The sequence below is a fragment of the Acinetobacter lwoffii genome, from assembly GCF_024129435.1.
Classification (GTDB): Bacteria; Pseudomonadota; Gammaproteobacteria; order Pseudomonadales; family Moraxellaceae; genus Acinetobacter; species Acinetobacter lwoffii_F.
In genome coordinates this window covers 120,415-136,653 of sequence record NZ_JAMXXN010000008.1, presented here as the reverse complement: position 1 = coordinate 136,653, position 16,239 = coordinate 120,415, and the positions used below count along the sequence as shown (strand labels likewise).

The following is a 16,239-nucleotide window of genomic DNA, read 5'->3' as shown; positions in this document are numbered from 1 at the left end:
GAAATTATCAAAGTTCTGTTGCTTTAGCCTGTATATTTTTATGGCTACCTTTATAGGGTTAATTATGAACAGTAAATGTCAACAGACCCTAATATAAAACACTTCAAAATGTGACTTTATTTCTGAAAATTATTGCTGAAAAAGCTTTTACAAATAGGTATGTGCAACAAAGTCCTTTTAAACTCAATTATTTTCAGGAAGGTTAGCCTTTCGACTTAACCTTCTTTTAGATCAATCAGGGCTTCATTTAATCTTGGCATTTTTTTGGAAATACTACCTAAATTTAAAGGTTGCACGTAATACCGCTTGGCGAGAGTCACCTTGAGACACGGCTAAATTATTTACACTGGCTGTGTAGTAAGTGGTGTCAAAGATATTGTTTAAATTAAATTGGAAAGTGACTGCTTGCTTGGCAATGGTGGTGTCATAACTGACAAAGGCATTGGCAAGGGCATAATCAGGCAGGTCAAAGGTATTTTCCGAATCGCCAGCACGTTTGCCCACATAGTTACCGCTTATACCAAAATGTAAATTACCGTTGTAAAGTTCGCCGTAGTTATAGGCCAAGGCTAAAGAAGCTGTGTTTTTTGCTACATTATTTAAGCGATTGCCTTCAAGGCCAGTTTCGTCTTCAGTCACTTTCGCATCTGTATAGGCATAGGTCAGGGTCGCATCAAGCTGATCGGTCACACGTCCTGTCAGGTCAAGCTCCGCACCTTTAGAACGCACGGCACCTGTCGTATGCAATTCGACTTCATTGGTCGATGAGTTCGTCACTTTAGCTAAGACATTACGCTTTTTAATATCGTAGAGTGCAAAGTTGGCTTTAACGCGATCATTTAACTCATATTTCGCGCCAACTTCATAAGACTTGGCTTGTTCAGGTTGAACATCAGAGTCAATAACCGCATTGCCCAAGGGAGCGATTGTAGAGTTCGGTTTAAGTGACTCAGTATAACTACCATAGAATGAAAGCTGATCATTCCATTTATAGACTAAACCTGCATGTGGAAGCCAAGCATCATCGTTAGTGTTGGTGTTTTCTTTAAACGGTCTGCCACGACCAGCAGTCTGTTGATAGTTCAGGTAACGTCCACCCAGTACAGCAATCCATTTTTCATTTAAGTGAATTGCATCTTGCACATAAAAACCATAGGTATGCAGTTTATCGGTTTGGTCACTATCTGACGCGACCAAATTTTGAGATGCTTCAACAGTTGCATAACTTGGATTTAAATAATCTAATGTTGAGCTGCTGCCACGAACCATATCTGGACGGAAATATTTACGGTATTCGATGTCTGAACCAAGTTGAATATCATGCTTTAAACCAAACAGATTGGTTGAACCATTGATGTAGGCTTGAGCATTACTATCTTCACTCTGAGCATTTAAAGTCGCATCGGTACGGCGTGTCACGGTGTGATTGGTAGTATCTAATTTGGTTATGCGTAACTGGTTAGCATCATAAGTTTCGTAGTTGTAGGTATAGCCTAAGTGAGCTGACCAGTTGTCATTAATCTGGTGGTCAACTAACAATTGAGCCAAATGATCTTCGCCTTTCATTTGGTTAAAGGCTTCATCTAGACGTTGGTATTTAGAAATCGGTAGGGCTTTGTTGGTTTTCGGGTCAAAAACGGTAGAACGGTCAAAAGGTACATCAAAGTGACGATATTGATAACTCAGGTTCACTTTAGTTTGACCATTATCCCATGTAACAGACGGTGCAATTAAAGTCTGTTTGAGATTACCAAAATTACGCCAATAGTCGGCGTCGGAATGATCTGCAATAAAGCGATAAGCAAAATTACTATCACCAATTGCACCTGTGGTATCTATGCTTGCACCTAAGCCATTTTTTCCTGCTGCAAAGCTTGAACCGTAAACGGAAAGTTCAGTTTTCTGAGTCGTCTCAGGTTTCTTTGTAATGACATTGACCACACCACCCGGGTCCATAATGCCATAGAGCAATGAAGATGGACCTTTTAAGACTTCAACTTGTTCAACTGCCGCATTCATGGTGCGGCCTTGCACAATTGGCATACCATTTACGGTAATTGAACCGTCACGGTTATCACCAAAGCCGCGTTTCATTACCGTGTCTTGTGTGCCCCCTAAAGTATTACCCTGTGTAATGCCGCTGACTTGGGTGAGTGCATTGTCCAAGTTCGCAGGTAAATAATCTTTCAAGTATTGCTTAGATACAACGTTTACAGTTTGGGGGCTTTCTAGATTTTTTTGTTTGCCTCTGAGGGTCGACGCCGTTTGTGTTGCGATATAACTTGAGTCTGCTTCAGCCTTAACCTTAATAGTTTCTAGTTGTTGCGGTTGAATTGCGGTAGCTTCTGCCCAAGACATCATAGGGATTAGGGATAAAAGTAAGGGGCTACTATGTTTTAAAACTTCAACAGTAATTAAATTTTTACGTGGGGAAAAAGCAAACATAAGTATACCTAAGTAATATAAAAACATGAAAGGTAAAAAAAGAGTGGCGATCCAGTGAACAAACAGGATTGCCAACTAGGCTCAAAAAAATTGTGTAAAGTATATATAAATGAGACTCATTTGCAATGGTTTGCCGGCAATAAAGCTGCAGGAATAATTAGCGGCTGTTGATATTTACTGTTCACAATTAAGCCTATAGTGAGCCAGAAAATTTACAGTAGGCTGCCTCCAGTATCTTAGACACGAGAAAGCCTCATTTTGAGACTGCTTCAAAGGCTTCTGGACTTTTTATGGGCTAGTAGTGCGACAAGTCTTGTCACTTTGCCTTATTAACTGGATGAAGCTCTGATCTGCAATTTTTTCTCTATGATTTGCGTACTGTTGCATCATGCTTGCGCTGTCATCTAAATATTGAGCCTTGTTATATACGCCTGCTATGCCGTCCTAAACGTGTGCTAGTGTTGTTTCAATATGGCGTTCATCAAAGCCACGAGTGTTGAATAAGGTGCTGGCAATATGTCTAAATCCATGTGGGGGTTGTATGCCCGCATAGCCCATACTGCACAAAGCTATAATAAAACCGTGTCTGACTTTGGCTTACTCTGGTAATACCCCCATTAATTCTATTAAAAATGGGGGTATTACCATGCACGTGTGGGAGTATTAAATAAATCTAAAAAATTAGGCCGATTTCATACCCAAATTGTCACTTATTCCTGAGTAAATTCGGCTAGCTATAATCTTTAAATCTTTTTGAAACAAAGCCTTGATAAATTATAAAATATTACGTAGTTCGCGTGCGGTTTCTTGTAGTAACGGCAGTATGTGTTGAATCAAATACTCTTTGGTTGTGCGCATGGTAGGGGAAACAATATTTAAGGCGGCAACCACTTTTAACTGTTGCCCATATATCGGAACGGCAAGGGCATGTACGCCCAATTCATGTTCCTCACATGAATAGCACCAACCTTGCTCTCGAATTTCGTGCAATAAGGCAAGAAACGTTTCATTGTTAGAATGGGTGTATTTGGTTAGGCGTTGTAGTGGATACTGATTCAGCCATTCACATTGTTCCTGATCATCGAGATAGGCCAGTAAAATTTTGCCTGCCGATGTTGCATGTGCAGGTAAGCGATTTCCTAAATGCAGGCCATAAGGATTGACACGATCCGTTTGCTGGTGCGCGGCACTGCGTGCAATGGTAATGGCTTCATAGCCATCGAGAACCATAACTGAAAAAATGAGTGAGGTTTGATTGGTGAGCAGGTTTAGCAAAGGCTGAGAAATTTTAGGAAGATGTGCACCACCCAAGTAAGATCCTGAAAACTTTAGAACTTTAGGGGTTAAATAAAAATAATGACCATCAGATTCTAAATAGCCTAAATATTCAAGGGTAAGTAAATGGCGTCGTGCTGCAGCACGAGTCATGCCTGTGCGTTCCGCCGCCATAGTGATATTTAAACGATGTCGGTCAGTACCAAAGCTGTCGAGAATAGCCATACCTTTACTAATACCTGCGACAAAATCTTCATGTCGAATAGTTTTTTTATTGTCTTTGTGTTGAAGACGCTTTTCTTTTGTCCCAGCTGCTTCTTCCATCATGTTTCCTTTTTCGATTTTTATTAATTCATTATTTTTACTATAACGTGAAATCAGAGTGAAATAATCAGGTTTTGTTCGATCTGTAGATTTTTTGTTCGATGATCGAACAAAACCTGCGGTCACTATCTATCCCAAAGCGGAAAAATTATAAAAAATGAACAGATAAGGAAATCGAACTAAAAAACTAGGGAATGTGGTTTTAGCTGAATCATCTTCCAGTATAAGTTAGTTTTCCGCGCCTTTTCAAATTTGCATGATGCACAATGGAGTTATCTAATGATAGATAAAAGCGCGGCATCCCTCGCGGAAGTGCTCTCCCAAATCACCGACGGCTCAACCATCATGATTGGTGGTTTTGGTACCGCAGGACAGCCTGCGGAACTGATCGATGGCTTAATTCAACTCGGTATCAAAGACCTTACTATCGTTAGCAATAATGCTGGTAATGGTGACTATGGTTTAGCCAAGCTACTCAAAGCCGGTGCCGTGAAAAAAGTCATCTGTTCATTCCCGCGTCAGTCCGACTCTTGGGTCTTCGATGAACTCTATCGTGCAGGCAAAATTGAGTTAGAGCTGGTTCCACAAGGCAACTTGGCTTGTCGTATTCAAGCAGCTGGTATGGGCCTAGGTGCAGTGTTTACCCCAACCGGCTATGGCACCTTATTGGCTGAAGGCAAAGAAACCCGTCACATCGACGGTAAAGATTATGTTTTGGAATATCCAATTAAAGCAGACTTTGCTTTGATTAAAGCGCAGCAAGGCGATCGTTGGGGCAATTTGATTTATCATAAATCTGCACGTAACTTTGGCCCGATTATGGCGATGGCAGCAAACGTGACCATTGCCCAAGTTTCTGAAGTGGTGGAATTAGGGGCTTTAGACCCTGAACACATCATCACCGCAGGTATTTTTGTTCAACACGTGGTACAGGTTCAACCTGAACCTGTTGCTGTGTAATCGGGAGAACATCATGAGCTATCAAAAACTCAGCCGTAACCAAATTGCAGAACGTGTGGCACAAGATATTCCCGATGGTGCATATGTCAATCTCGGTATTGGTTTACCGACCAAAATTGCCAGCTACCTGCCTTCAGACAAAGACGTTTTCTTACATTCTGAAAATGGTTTATTGGCTTTTGGTCCACCACCTGAAAAAGGTCAAGAAGACCCTGAGTTGATTAATGCGGGTAAAGAATATGTGACCATGCTCGAAGGCGGTGCTTTTTTCCACCATGGCGATTCTTTTGCAATGATGCGTGGTGGTCACTTGGATATTGCAGTCCTTGGCGCCTTTCAAGTGGCAGCTAATGGTGACTTGGCTAATTGGCATACTGGTGCACCTGATGCGATTCCTGCTGTTGGTGGTGCAATGGACTTAGCCGTCGGTGCTAAGAAAGTCTTTATCACCACCGACCATATGACTAAACAAGGTGAACCGAAGATCGTAGCTGAACTAAGCTATCCCGCAACAGGTTTGAAGTGTGTCGATCGTATTTATACCGACCTATGCGTGATTGATGTCACTGCTGAAGGCTTGAAAGTGGTAGAGAAAGTCGACGGTTTAAGCTTTGCAGAATTGCAGGCAATGACGGGTGCACTATTAGTGGATGCGACATAAGGATAATAAATCCCCCTAACCCCTCTTTGAAAAAGAGAGGTTAGGGGATTTTAGATAAAGGGAAAATTAAATATGAAAACTGCATATATTATCGATGCCATCCGTACCCCATTCGGCCGTTATGCAGGTGGACTCGCTCCAATCCGTGCCGATGATTTGGGTGCAGTTCCAATTCAAGCCTTAATGCAACGTAATCCAAGTGTTGATTGGACACAAGTCGATGATGTGATCTATGGCTGCGCCAACCAAGCGGGTGAAGACAACCGTAATGTGAGTCGTATGTCTGCACTGCTTGCAGGCTTACCTGTCGAAGTTCCAGCCACGACTGTGAATCGCTTATGTGGCTCATCTTTAGATGCGATTGCAATGGCAGCGCGTGCGATTAAAGCCGGCGAAGCGGATTTAATCATTGCAGGTGGCGTCGAAAGTATGTCTCGTGCACCCTTTGTCCTGGGCAAATCGGAAACAGCTTATGGACGTAGCCAGAAGATTGAAGATACCACCATGGGCTGGCGCTTTATTAATCCTAAGCTCAAAGCGATGTATGGTGTAGACACCATGCCACAAACTGCAGAGAACGTGGCACAACAATTTAACATTGATCGTGCAGATCAAGATCAGTTTGCCTTAGCGAGTCAACAGCGCACCGCAACCGCGCAAGCTCAGGGCTTTTTTACACATGAAATCATCCCTGTGAATATTACACAGCGTAAGGGCGATCCGATTGTGATCGACACGGATGAACATCCACGTGCATCAACTACATTAGAAGGTTTAGCCAAACTCAAGCCTGTTGTGACAGCAGAAGGCACTGTCACTGCGGGGAATGCATCCGGCATCAATGACGGTGCAGCTGCTGTACTGATTGCTTCAGAAGCAGCAGTAGAACAATACCAGCTAAAACCACGTGCCAAGATTATTGCCTCTGCGGCTGTGGGGGTTGAACCTCGCATCATGGGCTTTGCGCCAGCACCTGCCATCAAAAAGCTACTCAAACAAGCTGATCTCATGATTGAGCAGATGGATGTGATTGAGTTGAATGAAGCCTTTGCGGCACAAGCACTGGCCGTTACCCGTGATCTTGGTCTTGCAGACGATACGACCCAAGTGAATCCAAATGGTGGTGCGATTGCGATTGGTCATCCACTCGGTGCATCGGGTGCGCGTTTAGTCACCACAGCTTTAAACCAATTAGAACAAACCGGTGGTACTTATGCCCTGTGTTCAATGTGTATTGGTGTCGGTCAAGGCATTGCAATGATTATTCAGCGCGTTTAAAGCAGAGTTAAGGATAGCGATCATGAGCCAGTTATATGCCAGCTTATTTTACCAAAACGAGGTGACTGAAATTTTCAGTGATCGCGCGTTGGTGTCATACATGATTGAGGCTGAAGTTGCCTTGGCACAAGCGCAGACTCAGGTCGGTGTCATTCCAGAATCTTCGGCAACAGCAATTTCAAACATAGCAGCAACTGCACTCGATCAGATTGACTTTGATGCTTTAGCTGTTGCTACAGGCTTGGCGGGCAATATCGCGATTCCTTTTGTGAAGCAATTCACTGCGATTGTGAAACAAAGTGATGAAGATGCTGCACGTTATGTGCATTGGGGCGCAACCAGTCAAGACATTTTAGACACTGCCTGTATTTTGCAATGTCGTGCTGCAATGACGTATGTTGAAGCTTTAATTCATCAATGTTATCGCACTGCATTGACCCAAGCTGAACAGTATCGCTCACAAGTGATGATTGGACGCACATGGTTGCAGCAAGGTTTACCGATTACGTTGGGGCATAAATTCGCGCGTTGGGCCTCGGCATTCTATCGTGATTTAGCCCGTATTGAAGCCATGAAAGCACGTGTTTTTACTGCTCAATTAGGCGGTGCCGTTGGTTCATTGGCTTCATTGCAAGCACAAGGTACTGCTGTAGTTCATGCTTATTCCGTTCAGCTACAGCTTTCAGTCCCAAATTGTACTTGGCATGGTGAACGAGACCGTATTGTCGAAGTGGCGAGTGTTCTCGCAATAGTGACAGGTAGCTTGGGCAAAATGGCGCGTGACTGGTCATTGATGATGCAAACTGAAATTGCAGAAGTGTTTGAGCCGGCAGCTAAAGGGCGTGGGGGATCATCGACGATGCCACACAAGCGTAATCCTGTCGCTGCGGCATCGGTTTTAGCAGCAGCCAATCGTGTGCCTGTGTTGATGTCGAGTTTGTATCAAAGCATGGTGCAGGAACATGAGCGTAGTCTAGGTGGATGGCATGCAGAATGGTTGGCATTGCCTGAAATTTTCCAACTCTGTGCAGGTGCATTGGAGCGGACTCTGGATGTGTTACAAGGCATGCAAGTCAATGTTGAAAATATGCAGCGTAACTTGGAATGTACCCAAGGCTTAATTATGGCGGAAGCGGTGATGATGGCTTTGGCACCGCATATGGGGCGCTTACAGGCCCATCATTTGGTGGAAGCAGCATGTAAAACAGCGGTTGAAAAAGGTGTTCACTTAAAAGAGGTCATTACTGAACTCGATCCAGTCAAAACCTATTTTAGTTCAGCTCAGATTTCAGAAATTTTTAAACCCGCGTCATATCTCGGCAATATTCAAGACCAGATTGATGCGGTTTTGCGGGAAGCAAAAGGAGAGGCAAAGTGAATATCACGATGACCAATCGTCAAGGCAAGACTTTATCTGTTGCAATCAGTGGGCAAGACCATGCACCTGTGATTGTATTTTCAAACTCATTGGGTACAGATAAAGGCATGTGGCAGCCGCAAGTTGCTGCCTTCGAACAGCAGTTCAAAGTGGTGACTTATGACACGCGTGGTCATGGGCAAAGTGATGTGATTGAGCAGACCACTGTACAAAACCTTGCAGAAGATGTGATTGATATTCTGAACGGTTTAAACATTGAAAAAGCGCATTTTTGCGGGATTTCAATGGGCGGCATGACGGCTTTGTGGCTCGGTATTCACCATGCAAATCGTTTTCATAGCATCACTGTAGCGAATTCAGCAGCCAAAATTTGGACTGAAGAGGGTTGGAATGCGCGTGCAGATGCTGTGGCACCCAATGGCTTAGCAGACTTGGTCGCGACTACGCATACACGCTGGTTTAGTGAGCAGTTTGATTATCAACACGATGCTTTGGCGCAGCGCACTATTCAATCTTTAGCGACTACACCAGCACTGGGTTATGCAGAATCTTGCCGAGCGCTCGCGCAAGCAGATCTATCTACTCAAATTCAACAGATTCAGATTCCAACTTTAGTGATTGCAGGCGCATTTGACCCAGTTACTACAGTGGCAGATGGCATCTTTATGCAACAACAGATTCAAAAGTGTGAATTAGCGGTGATTGATACATCGCATCTTTCCAATATTGAGCAACCTGAGCTGTTTACCCAAACCCTCAGTCAGTTCATTGGATCGCTTCAATAGTTTAAGGATTTTTAAAAGGACTTTCAGCCCAAGGAGGCAGGTATGGCGTCTCAGGAATACGCTACTCAAAAAACGAGTATAGACGCACAAGCACTGATTAATGATGCACCGATTAGCAAATATCAGTGGTTGATCGCAATTGTATGTTTTCTCATTGTTTTTGTTGATGGTATTGATACTGCGGCAATGGGTTTTATTGCTCCAGCCTTGGCACAAGACTGGGGGATAGACCGCTCGCAACTCGGTCCTGTGATGAGTGCTGCTTTAGGCGGCATGATTATTGGTGCTTTGGTGTCTGGCCCAACCGCTGACCGCTTTGGGCGAAAGATTGTTTTAAGTGTTTCGATGCTGATTTTTGGTGGCTTTACTTTGGCATCAGCCTATGCGGCGGACTTAAATACCTTGGTGGTCCTTCGCTTTTTAACCGGTATTGGTTTGGGTGCTGCGATGCCGAATGCAACCACACTATTTTCTGAATATTGCCCGCAGCGCTCTCGCTCGCTACTCGTGACCTGTATGTTCTGTGGTTACAACTTGGGTATGGCAACAGGTGGTTTCATCAGCAGTTGGTTGATCCCAACCTTTGGTTGGCACAGCTTGTTTTTACTGGGCGGTTGGTCGCCACTGATTTTGATGATCTTGGTGATTTTCTTCTTACCTGAATCTTATCGTTTCTTGATTGTGAAAGGTCGTGACCCCGAAAAAGTTCGCAAAATTCTAACGCGTATTGCACCGACGCAAGTACATGGTATTACTGAGTTTCATGTACCTGAAGAAAAAACGGAAGGTGGAGAGAAGAACGGTGTGTTTGGCATGCTGTTCTCTCAGAAATATGTCAAAGGCACGGTTTTATTGTGGCTGACCTATTTTATGGGTTTGGTGATGATTTATCTACTCACCAGTTGGTTACCAACCTTAATGCGTGAAACTGGCGCAACGATGGAACGTGCTGCATTTATCGGTGGTTTATTCCAGTTTGGCGGTGTCCTCAGTGCTTTATTTATTGGCTGGGCAATGGATCGTTTCAACCCGAACCGCATTATTGCAGGCTTTTACTTTGTCGCTGGGATCTTTGCCTTTGCCGTTGGTCAGAGCTTAGCAAATCCAACCTTACTTGCCATTTTAGTGCTTTGCGCAGGTGTTGCAATTAATGGTGCGCAGTCGGCAATGCCAGCACTCAGTGCTCGTTTTTATCCAACCCAATGCCGTGCAACAGGTGTGGCGTGGATGTCTGGGATTGGACGTTTTGGTGCGGTATTTGGTGCTTGGATCGGTGCGGTATTACTCGGCAATGACTGGTCGTTTACAGCTATTTTAAGTCTGCTGTTAATTCCAGCAACAGCAGCAGCAGTCGCTATTTTTGTTAAATCACTGGTTGCACATACCGATGCGACCTAATTGAGGTTTCTCCCATGAATGATGAACAACGTTATGAACAAGGAATCACCGTACGCACCGAAGTGCTGGGTGAAAAGCATGTCGGTCGTTCACTTGAGAACTTGAATGATTTCAATGCCGACTTCCAAAACTTTATTAGCCGTTTTGCATGGGGCGAAGTCTGGTCTAGACCAGGCATGCCGCGCCACACCCGTAGCTTAGTCACCATTGCCGTGTTATTGGCATTGGGCCGTGAAGACGAATTGCGTATGCATTTACGTGCTTGTTTTAACAATGGTGTGACCAAGAACGACTTAAAAGAATTGATTTTGCACTGTTCATTGTATGCCGGTTTACCTGCAGCCAATGCAGCCATGCACATGGCAGAAGAAGTTTTTGCAGATTTGGGCATTGCCCCGCAAAAGTTGAGCGAACAGCAGCTTAGCCAAGAACCAACAAATCAAGAGTAATGGAACAAGATTAAGAGGGACGTCACATGTCGCAACTTATTTTAGGTGCTTATGCACAACGCAATACCGAAGATCATCCGCCAGCATATGCACCCGGCTATAAAACCAGTGTATTACGCTCGCCCAAAAATGCGTTGATTTCGATTGCAGAAACTTTAACTGAAGTGACTTCACCACAGTTTAGTGTGGAACAGTTTGGGCCTAAAGATAACGATTTGATTTTGAACTATGCCAAAGAAGGTTTGCCAGTCGGCGAGCGCATTATTGTGCATGGTTATGTGCGTGATCAGTTTGGGCGCCCAGTTAAAAATGCTTTGCTCGAAGTGTGGCAAGCCAATGCTTCAGGTCGTTATCGCCATCCAAATGACCAGTTTATTGGTGCGATGGACCCGAACTTTGGTGGTTGTGGTCGCATGATGACCGATGCCAATGGTTATTTTGTGTTCCGTACCATTAAGCCAGGCCCGTACCCTTGGCGTAACCGTATTAATGAATGGCGTCCTGCACATATTCATTTCTCTTTACTTGCCGATGGTTGGGCGCAGCGCCTCATTTCGCAGTTCTACTTTGAAGGCGATACGCTGATTGATTCGTGTCCAATTATTAAAACCATTCCTTCGGAAGAACAACGTCGTGCATTGATTGCCTTGGAAGACAAGAGCAACTTTATTGAAGCAGACAGCCGTTGTTACCGCTTTGACATCACTTTACGTGGTCGTCGTGCGACTTACTTCGAAAATGATTTGACTTAATTCAGGGAGAACAACATGAACCATTGGAACTTTCAAGAATTGCATGAAACGCCATCTCAAACAGGTGGACCATACGTACACATTGGTTTGTTGCCACAACAAGCCAACATCGAAGTGTTTGAAAATAACTTTAATAACCAGTTAGTTAAAGAAAATACTTTAGGCGAACGTATTCGCTTAGAAGGTCAAGTGTTTGACGGCTTAGGTTTGCCGCTACGTGATGTATTGATTGAAATCTGGCAGGCGGATGCCAACGGCGTGTATCCAAGTGCGGCGGATATTCAAGGCAAAGCGGTCGATCCAAACTTCCTCGGTTGGGGACGTACAGGCGCAGACTTCGAAACTGGTTTTTGGAGTTTCAATACCATTAAACCGGGTTCGGTTCCGGGCCGTAAAGGCACAACTCAGGCACCGCATATTGCACTGATCATCTTTGCTCGCGGGATTAACATTGGCTTGAATACCCGTGTGTATTTTGAAGATGAAGCTGAAGCCAATGCACAAGATCCTGTACTGAAAGGCATTGAGTGGGCACCACGTCGTCAAACCCTCATTGCAAAACGTGAAGAGCGTGATGGTGAAGTGGTGTATCGCTTTGACATTCGTATTCAAGGTGAAGATGAAACGGTCTTTTTAGATATCTGAATTTTCCAAGATTTAGTGCGAGACATCTTGAACTAATACTAAAGGTAAAAAAAATTATGCGTGGTGATGGTATGACCCATTTCATTCATCCCACGTATATTTGCCATTGATAACAGAAGTCAGGCAATAGTTTGTAAATACAAGGAAATGTAATGATGACAATCAAAAAGATTGCGATGCAACTTTGCTTAAGCAGTGCTGTTTTAGCGGCAATGCCTACGGCATTTTCAGCCGAAGTTGCCCCTACGACACAACACTATATGGTGAAAAACCTCAATATTGGTGACTTACCTGTCAAAACTATTGTGCCGATTACCGCAAAGACAGCAGAGCAAGCCATTGCCCAAGCGAAAGTGATTGCCAGCAACCCAAGCGCAGATGTGGCTGAGTTTCGTATCGATTTACTCGCATTTTCTGCTGACACGAAAAAAGTCATTGCACTTGGTAAGCAGCTGAATCAAATTTTAAAAGACAAACCACTGATTGCCACCATTCGTACCCATAACGAAGGCGGAAAAATGACGGTGTCTGATCAAGACTATGAAAAAATTTATCGCGAATATCTAAAAGCTCCATTTATGCAATTGCTAGATATCGAGATGTTCCGTGATGCAGGCAGCGTGGCAAAATTGACCAAATTGGCGCATGATCAACATGTGTTGGTGATCATGTCGAATCACGATTTTAATAAAACCCCAGAACAACAAGAAATTGAAAACCGTTTGCTGAAACAAGACCAAATGGGCGCAGATATTTTGAAAATAGCGGTGATGCCGAAATCTAAACAAGATGTCTTTACCCTGATGAATGCAACGCTTGCTGTGAGCCAAAAAAGTCAAAAACCATTACTGACCATGTCGATGGGGCAATTGGGCACGATCTCGCGTGTCGCTACTGCCAACATGGGTGGTAGCCTAAGTTTTGGCATGATTGGTGAGGCGTCAGCACCAGGTCAAATTGATGTGACTCAACTTAAACAGTTCCTTAAAACTGTTCAGCCTACACCTTAAGACTCAGAGACATAAAAGGATTTAAAGATGCAATCATTAACTTTACGTTTAACGACTTTGGCATTGGGTTTAGTGGCTTCAGGTTTTGCCAGTGCAGAAACTTATATTGTTGACCGCTATCAGGACGATAGTGCGAAAGGTTCATTACGGTGGGCAATTGAACAATCGAATGCCAATGCAGCGCAAGAAAATGAAATTCAGATTCAAGCAGTTGATAAAGCCCCTTATGTGATTAAGCTGAATCAAGCTTTACCACCAATCAAATCTTCAGTGAAAATTATTGGTACCCAGTGGGACAAAACTGGTGAGTTTATTGCCATTGATGGCTCTAATTACATTAAAGGCCAAGGTGCTAAAGCCTGCCCAGGCGCAAACCCAGAGCAGTATGGCACCAACGTCCGTACCACGAGTTTGCCGGGTCTGGTGCTGCAAGATGTCAATGGCGTGACTTTAAAAGGTCTCGATATCCACCGTTTCTGTATCGGTGTCCTGATTAACCGTTCGAGCAACAACTTAATTCAGCATAACCGCATCAGTAATAACTACGGTGGTTCAGGTGTGATGCTGACAGGTGATGATGGTAAAGGTAATCCAACTTCAACCACCACCAATAACAACAAGGTCTTAAATAACCTGTTTGTAGACAATGGCGATGGTCTAGAGCTGACGCGTGGTGCGGCATTTAACCTAGTTGCGAATAACCTGTTCACTTCAACCAAAGCTAACCCAGAACCATCTCAGGGTATTGAAATTCTTTGGGGCAATGACAACGCAGTAGTGGGCAACAAGTTTGAAAACTATTCTGATGGTTTGCAAATTAACTGGGGTAAACGTAACTACGTTGCCTATAACGAGCTGACCAATAACTCGATTGGCTTTAACCTCACCGGTGATGGCAACATCTTTGACAGCAACAAAGTGCATGGTAACCGCATTGGGATTGCAGTACGTTCTGAAAAAGATGCCAATGCACGTACCACGCTGACCAAAAATTTAATTTGGGGCAATGGTAAAGATATTAAGCGTTGTGAAGCAGGCGGTTCATGTGTACCAAACCAACGTCTGGGTGCCATTGTATTTGCTGTGCCAGCACTTGAGCACACAGGTTTTGTCGGTTCTCGTGGTGGCGGTGTGGTGATTGAAGATGCAAAACTTCAAAAAACTTGCACGCAGCCAAATGAGCAAAGCTGTAATGCGATGCCAAACCAAAACATCCAAGCACCGAGTTTAAGCTATAGCAGAGGACAAGTCACCGCTACAGTTCAAGGGCAACCAAATCAACGCTACCAAGTTGAATTCTTTGCCAACCGCCAAGCGAATAGTCACGAAGCTGAGCAGTACTTAGGGGCTCAAGTACTCACAACCAATGCACAAGGTCAAGGTCAAGCGTCTTGGAAAGCACTGAGTGGTGCTGCAAGTGTGACAGCGAATGTAACCGACCATTTAGGTGCAACTTCTGAACTCAGCCGAGCCGTTCGCATTAAATAATAAAAACCGCATGGAAAGCTCACTTTAGTTGAGCTTTCCTCACAAAAAAGGATGTTTGGTATGCAACAACTATTAAAACTTGGCACATTATCTTTGGCACTTTTAACTTGCCAACTGGCTTCTGCAAATGAATTTTATTCGGCTGATCGTCAATGGTTATTTGGGGATTGGAACGGTGAACGGAAGCAACTGGAAGATCAAGGCTATAAATTTACTGCGGCAATTATGAGTCAGGCGGCAACCAATCTGGATGGTGGTTATAACGATGACAATATCTTGGAAAATGCAGGGCAGCTAACCTTAGGTGCTAATTTTGATTTGAATAAAATTGCAGGTTGGGAAAATACCACAGCAGGCTTGATGATTACCAAACGTGAAGGTAATGCCTTAACGCTTGAACGTATTAAAGACCCTCGTGCCAGTACCTTGGGCAACAGCCAAGAAATTTATGGTCGTGGCAAAATTTGGCGCTTAACTCAGGCTTGGATCAAAACTGGATTTGATGATAACCGCGTTCAATTTAAGATTGGTCGTATGGGCATGTCGGATGACTTTAATAGTTCGCAATGTGAATTTCAGAATTTACTTTTGTGTGGCGGACAGCTTGGAAAATCCATCGGTTCGATTTGGTATAACTGGCCTGTCAGTTTATGGGGCACCAATGTTAAATACCAATTTGCACCAGACTGGTCATTTGGCGTTGGGGTCTATGAAGTTAATCCAGACAATGTCAAAACAGATTCAGACAGTGATGGCTTTAACCTTGATATGGACAATGTCGAAGGGGCTACCATTCCTGTAGAGTTGGCTTGGAAACCAAAGTTAGCCTCGTTTAATGGCTTGCCTGGTGAATATAAAATCGGCGCGTTGTATTCCACGGCTGAGTCAAAAGACATTCGCAGTGGTGAAATGCAAGATGGAAAATACAGTTTTTGGCTGAATGCACAACAACAACTGACCCAACACGGAGCTGATCCGAAGCATGGTTTATATATCAGTTTTAATGGTGTAGTGAACGATAAGGACACAACATTTGTAGAAAGTACACAACAACTGGCACTTTGGTACAAAGGTCCATTCGATAGCCGTCCAAATGATTCCATCGGTTTTGGTTTGGCCAACTATGTGGTGAATGATCGTGTGACGGATAAGCAAATAGCCACCAACGAAGGCCGTGGTTATTACAGTTATGACGTGCTTGCCAGTGACTATGTCCCAATTCAACATGACGAACTCAATGTTGAGTTGAACTATACCTATCAGTGGTCACCTGCGGTGATGCTCAGACCCAACCTGCAATATATCTATCAACCTTCTGGCGTGAAAGAAGTGGATGATGCTTGGGTGGCGGGTCTTAGCGTTAAGGTGAATTTTTAACCGTATTTAAAGTG

Annotated in this window: 14 protein-coding genes and 1 pseudogene; 12 read left to right on the top strand and 3 right to left on the bottom strand. The window is 43.9% G+C overall.

The genetic code is table 11. The annotated features are described in order from the left end of the window. Positions 1 to 273 precede the first annotated feature (273 nt). The 3 genes and pseudogenes from NI455_RS07740 to pcaU form a co-directional block, all read right to left on the bottom strand. Positions 274 to 2,445, bottom strand: coding sequence for a TonB-dependent siderophore receptor (locus tag NI455_RS07740; protein ID WP_253113417.1), 2,172 nt, complete (start codon positions 2,443 to 2,445; stop codon positions 274 to 276). A 288-nt stretch (positions 2,446 to 2,733) separates the two neighbouring features. Further along, positions 2,734 to 3,050: pseudogene (locus NI455_RS15555) on the bottom strand (hypothetical protein); the annotation flags it as partial. 169 nt (positions 3,051 to 3,219) lie between these two features. Continuing rightward, positions 3,220 to 4,044, bottom strand: a complete 825-nt coding sequence (gene pcaU / locus NI455_RS07735; protein WP_104472292.1) for an IclR family transcriptional regulator PcaU — start codon at positions 4,042 to 4,044, stop codon at positions 3,220 to 3,222. A 279-nt stretch (positions 4,045 to 4,323) separates the two neighbouring features. Between pcaU and NI455_RS07730 the strand changes: the two genes are divergently transcribed. The 12 genes from NI455_RS07730 (at position 4,324) to NI455_RS07675 (ending at position 16,225) form a co-directional block, all read left to right on the top strand. Next, positions 4,324 to 5,004 carry a 3-oxoacid CoA-transferase subunit A gene (locus tag NI455_RS07730; protein ID WP_100535252.1) on the top strand — a complete coding sequence of 227 codons (681 nt, stop codon included), beginning with the start codon at positions 4,324 to 4,326 and terminating at the stop codon, positions 5,002 to 5,004. Between the two features lie 13 nt (positions 5,005 to 5,017). Then, entirely contained in the window at positions 5,018 to 5,665 is a 648-nt protein-coding gene (locus tag NI455_RS07725; protein ID WP_100535253.1) for a 3-oxoacid CoA-transferase subunit B, read from the top strand. A gap of 72 nt (positions 5,666 to 5,737) precedes the next feature. Further along, positions 5,738 to 6,943 carry a 3-oxoadipyl-CoA thiolase gene (gene pcaF, locus NI455_RS07720; protein ID WP_100535254.1) on the top strand — a complete coding sequence of 402 codons (1,206 nt, stop codon included), beginning with the start codon at positions 5,738 to 5,740 and terminating at the stop codon, positions 6,941 to 6,943. 22 nt (positions 6,944 to 6,965) lie between these two features. Then, positions 6,966 to 8,321, top strand: coding sequence for a 3-carboxy-cis,cis-muconate cycloisomerase (gene pcaB, locus NI455_RS07715; protein ID WP_253113416.1), 1,356 nt, complete (start codon positions 6,966 to 6,968; stop codon positions 8,319 to 8,321). Then, positions 8,318 to 9,106, top strand: coding sequence for a 3-oxoadipate enol-lactonase (gene pcaD, locus NI455_RS07710; protein ID WP_253113415.1), 789 nt, complete (start codon positions 8,318 to 8,320; stop codon positions 9,104 to 9,106). Before pcaB ends, pcaD begins: the two co-directional genes overlap by 4 nt. Positions 9,107 to 9,148: 42 nt before the next feature. Continuing rightward, positions 9,149 to 10,504: a 4-hydroxybenzoate transporter PcaK gene (pcaK, locus tag NI455_RS07705; protein WP_253113414.1), complete on the top strand. Its 1,356-nt coding sequence runs from the start codon at positions 9,149 to 9,151 to the stop codon at positions 10,502 to 10,504. Between the two features lie 14 nt (positions 10,505 to 10,518). Further along, positions 10,519 to 10,953: a 4-carboxymuconolactone decarboxylase gene (pcaC, locus tag NI455_RS07700; RefSeq protein WP_100535257.1), complete on the top strand. Its 435-nt coding sequence runs from the start codon at positions 10,519 to 10,521 to the stop codon at positions 10,951 to 10,953. 26 nt (positions 10,954 to 10,979) lie between these two features. Then, entirely contained in the window at positions 10,980 to 11,705 is a 726-nt protein-coding gene (gene pcaH, locus NI455_RS07695; RefSeq protein WP_253113413.1) for a protocatechuate 3,4-dioxygenase subunit beta, read from the top strand. 15 nt (positions 11,706 to 11,720) lie between these two features. Further along, positions 11,721 to 12,350, top strand: a complete 630-nt coding sequence (gene pcaG, locus NI455_RS07690; RefSeq protein WP_078389927.1) for a protocatechuate 3,4-dioxygenase subunit alpha — start codon at positions 11,721 to 11,723, stop codon at positions 12,348 to 12,350. Between the two features lie 152 nt (positions 12,351 to 12,502). Continuing rightward, the gene (gene aroD, locus NI455_RS07685) at positions 12,503 to 13,360 is read left to right on the top strand and encodes a type I 3-dehydroquinate dehydratase (protein ID WP_253113412.1); all 858 of its coding nucleotides are present in this window, start codon (positions 12,503 to 12,505) and stop codon (positions 13,358 to 13,360) included. Between the two features lie 27 nt (positions 13,361 to 13,387). After that, complete coding sequence (locus tag NI455_RS07680; RefSeq protein WP_253113411.1) at positions 13,388 to 14,848, top strand: right-handed parallel beta-helix repeat-containing protein; 1,461 nt, start codon at positions 13,388 to 13,390, stop codon at positions 14,846 to 14,848. A gap of 60 nt (positions 14,849 to 14,908) precedes the next feature. Further along, entirely contained in the window at positions 14,909 to 16,225 is a 1,317-nt protein-coding gene (locus NI455_RS07675; RefSeq protein ID WP_253113410.1) for a carbohydrate porin, read from the top strand. The last annotated feature ends 14 nt before the right edge of the window (positions 16,226 to 16,239 follow it).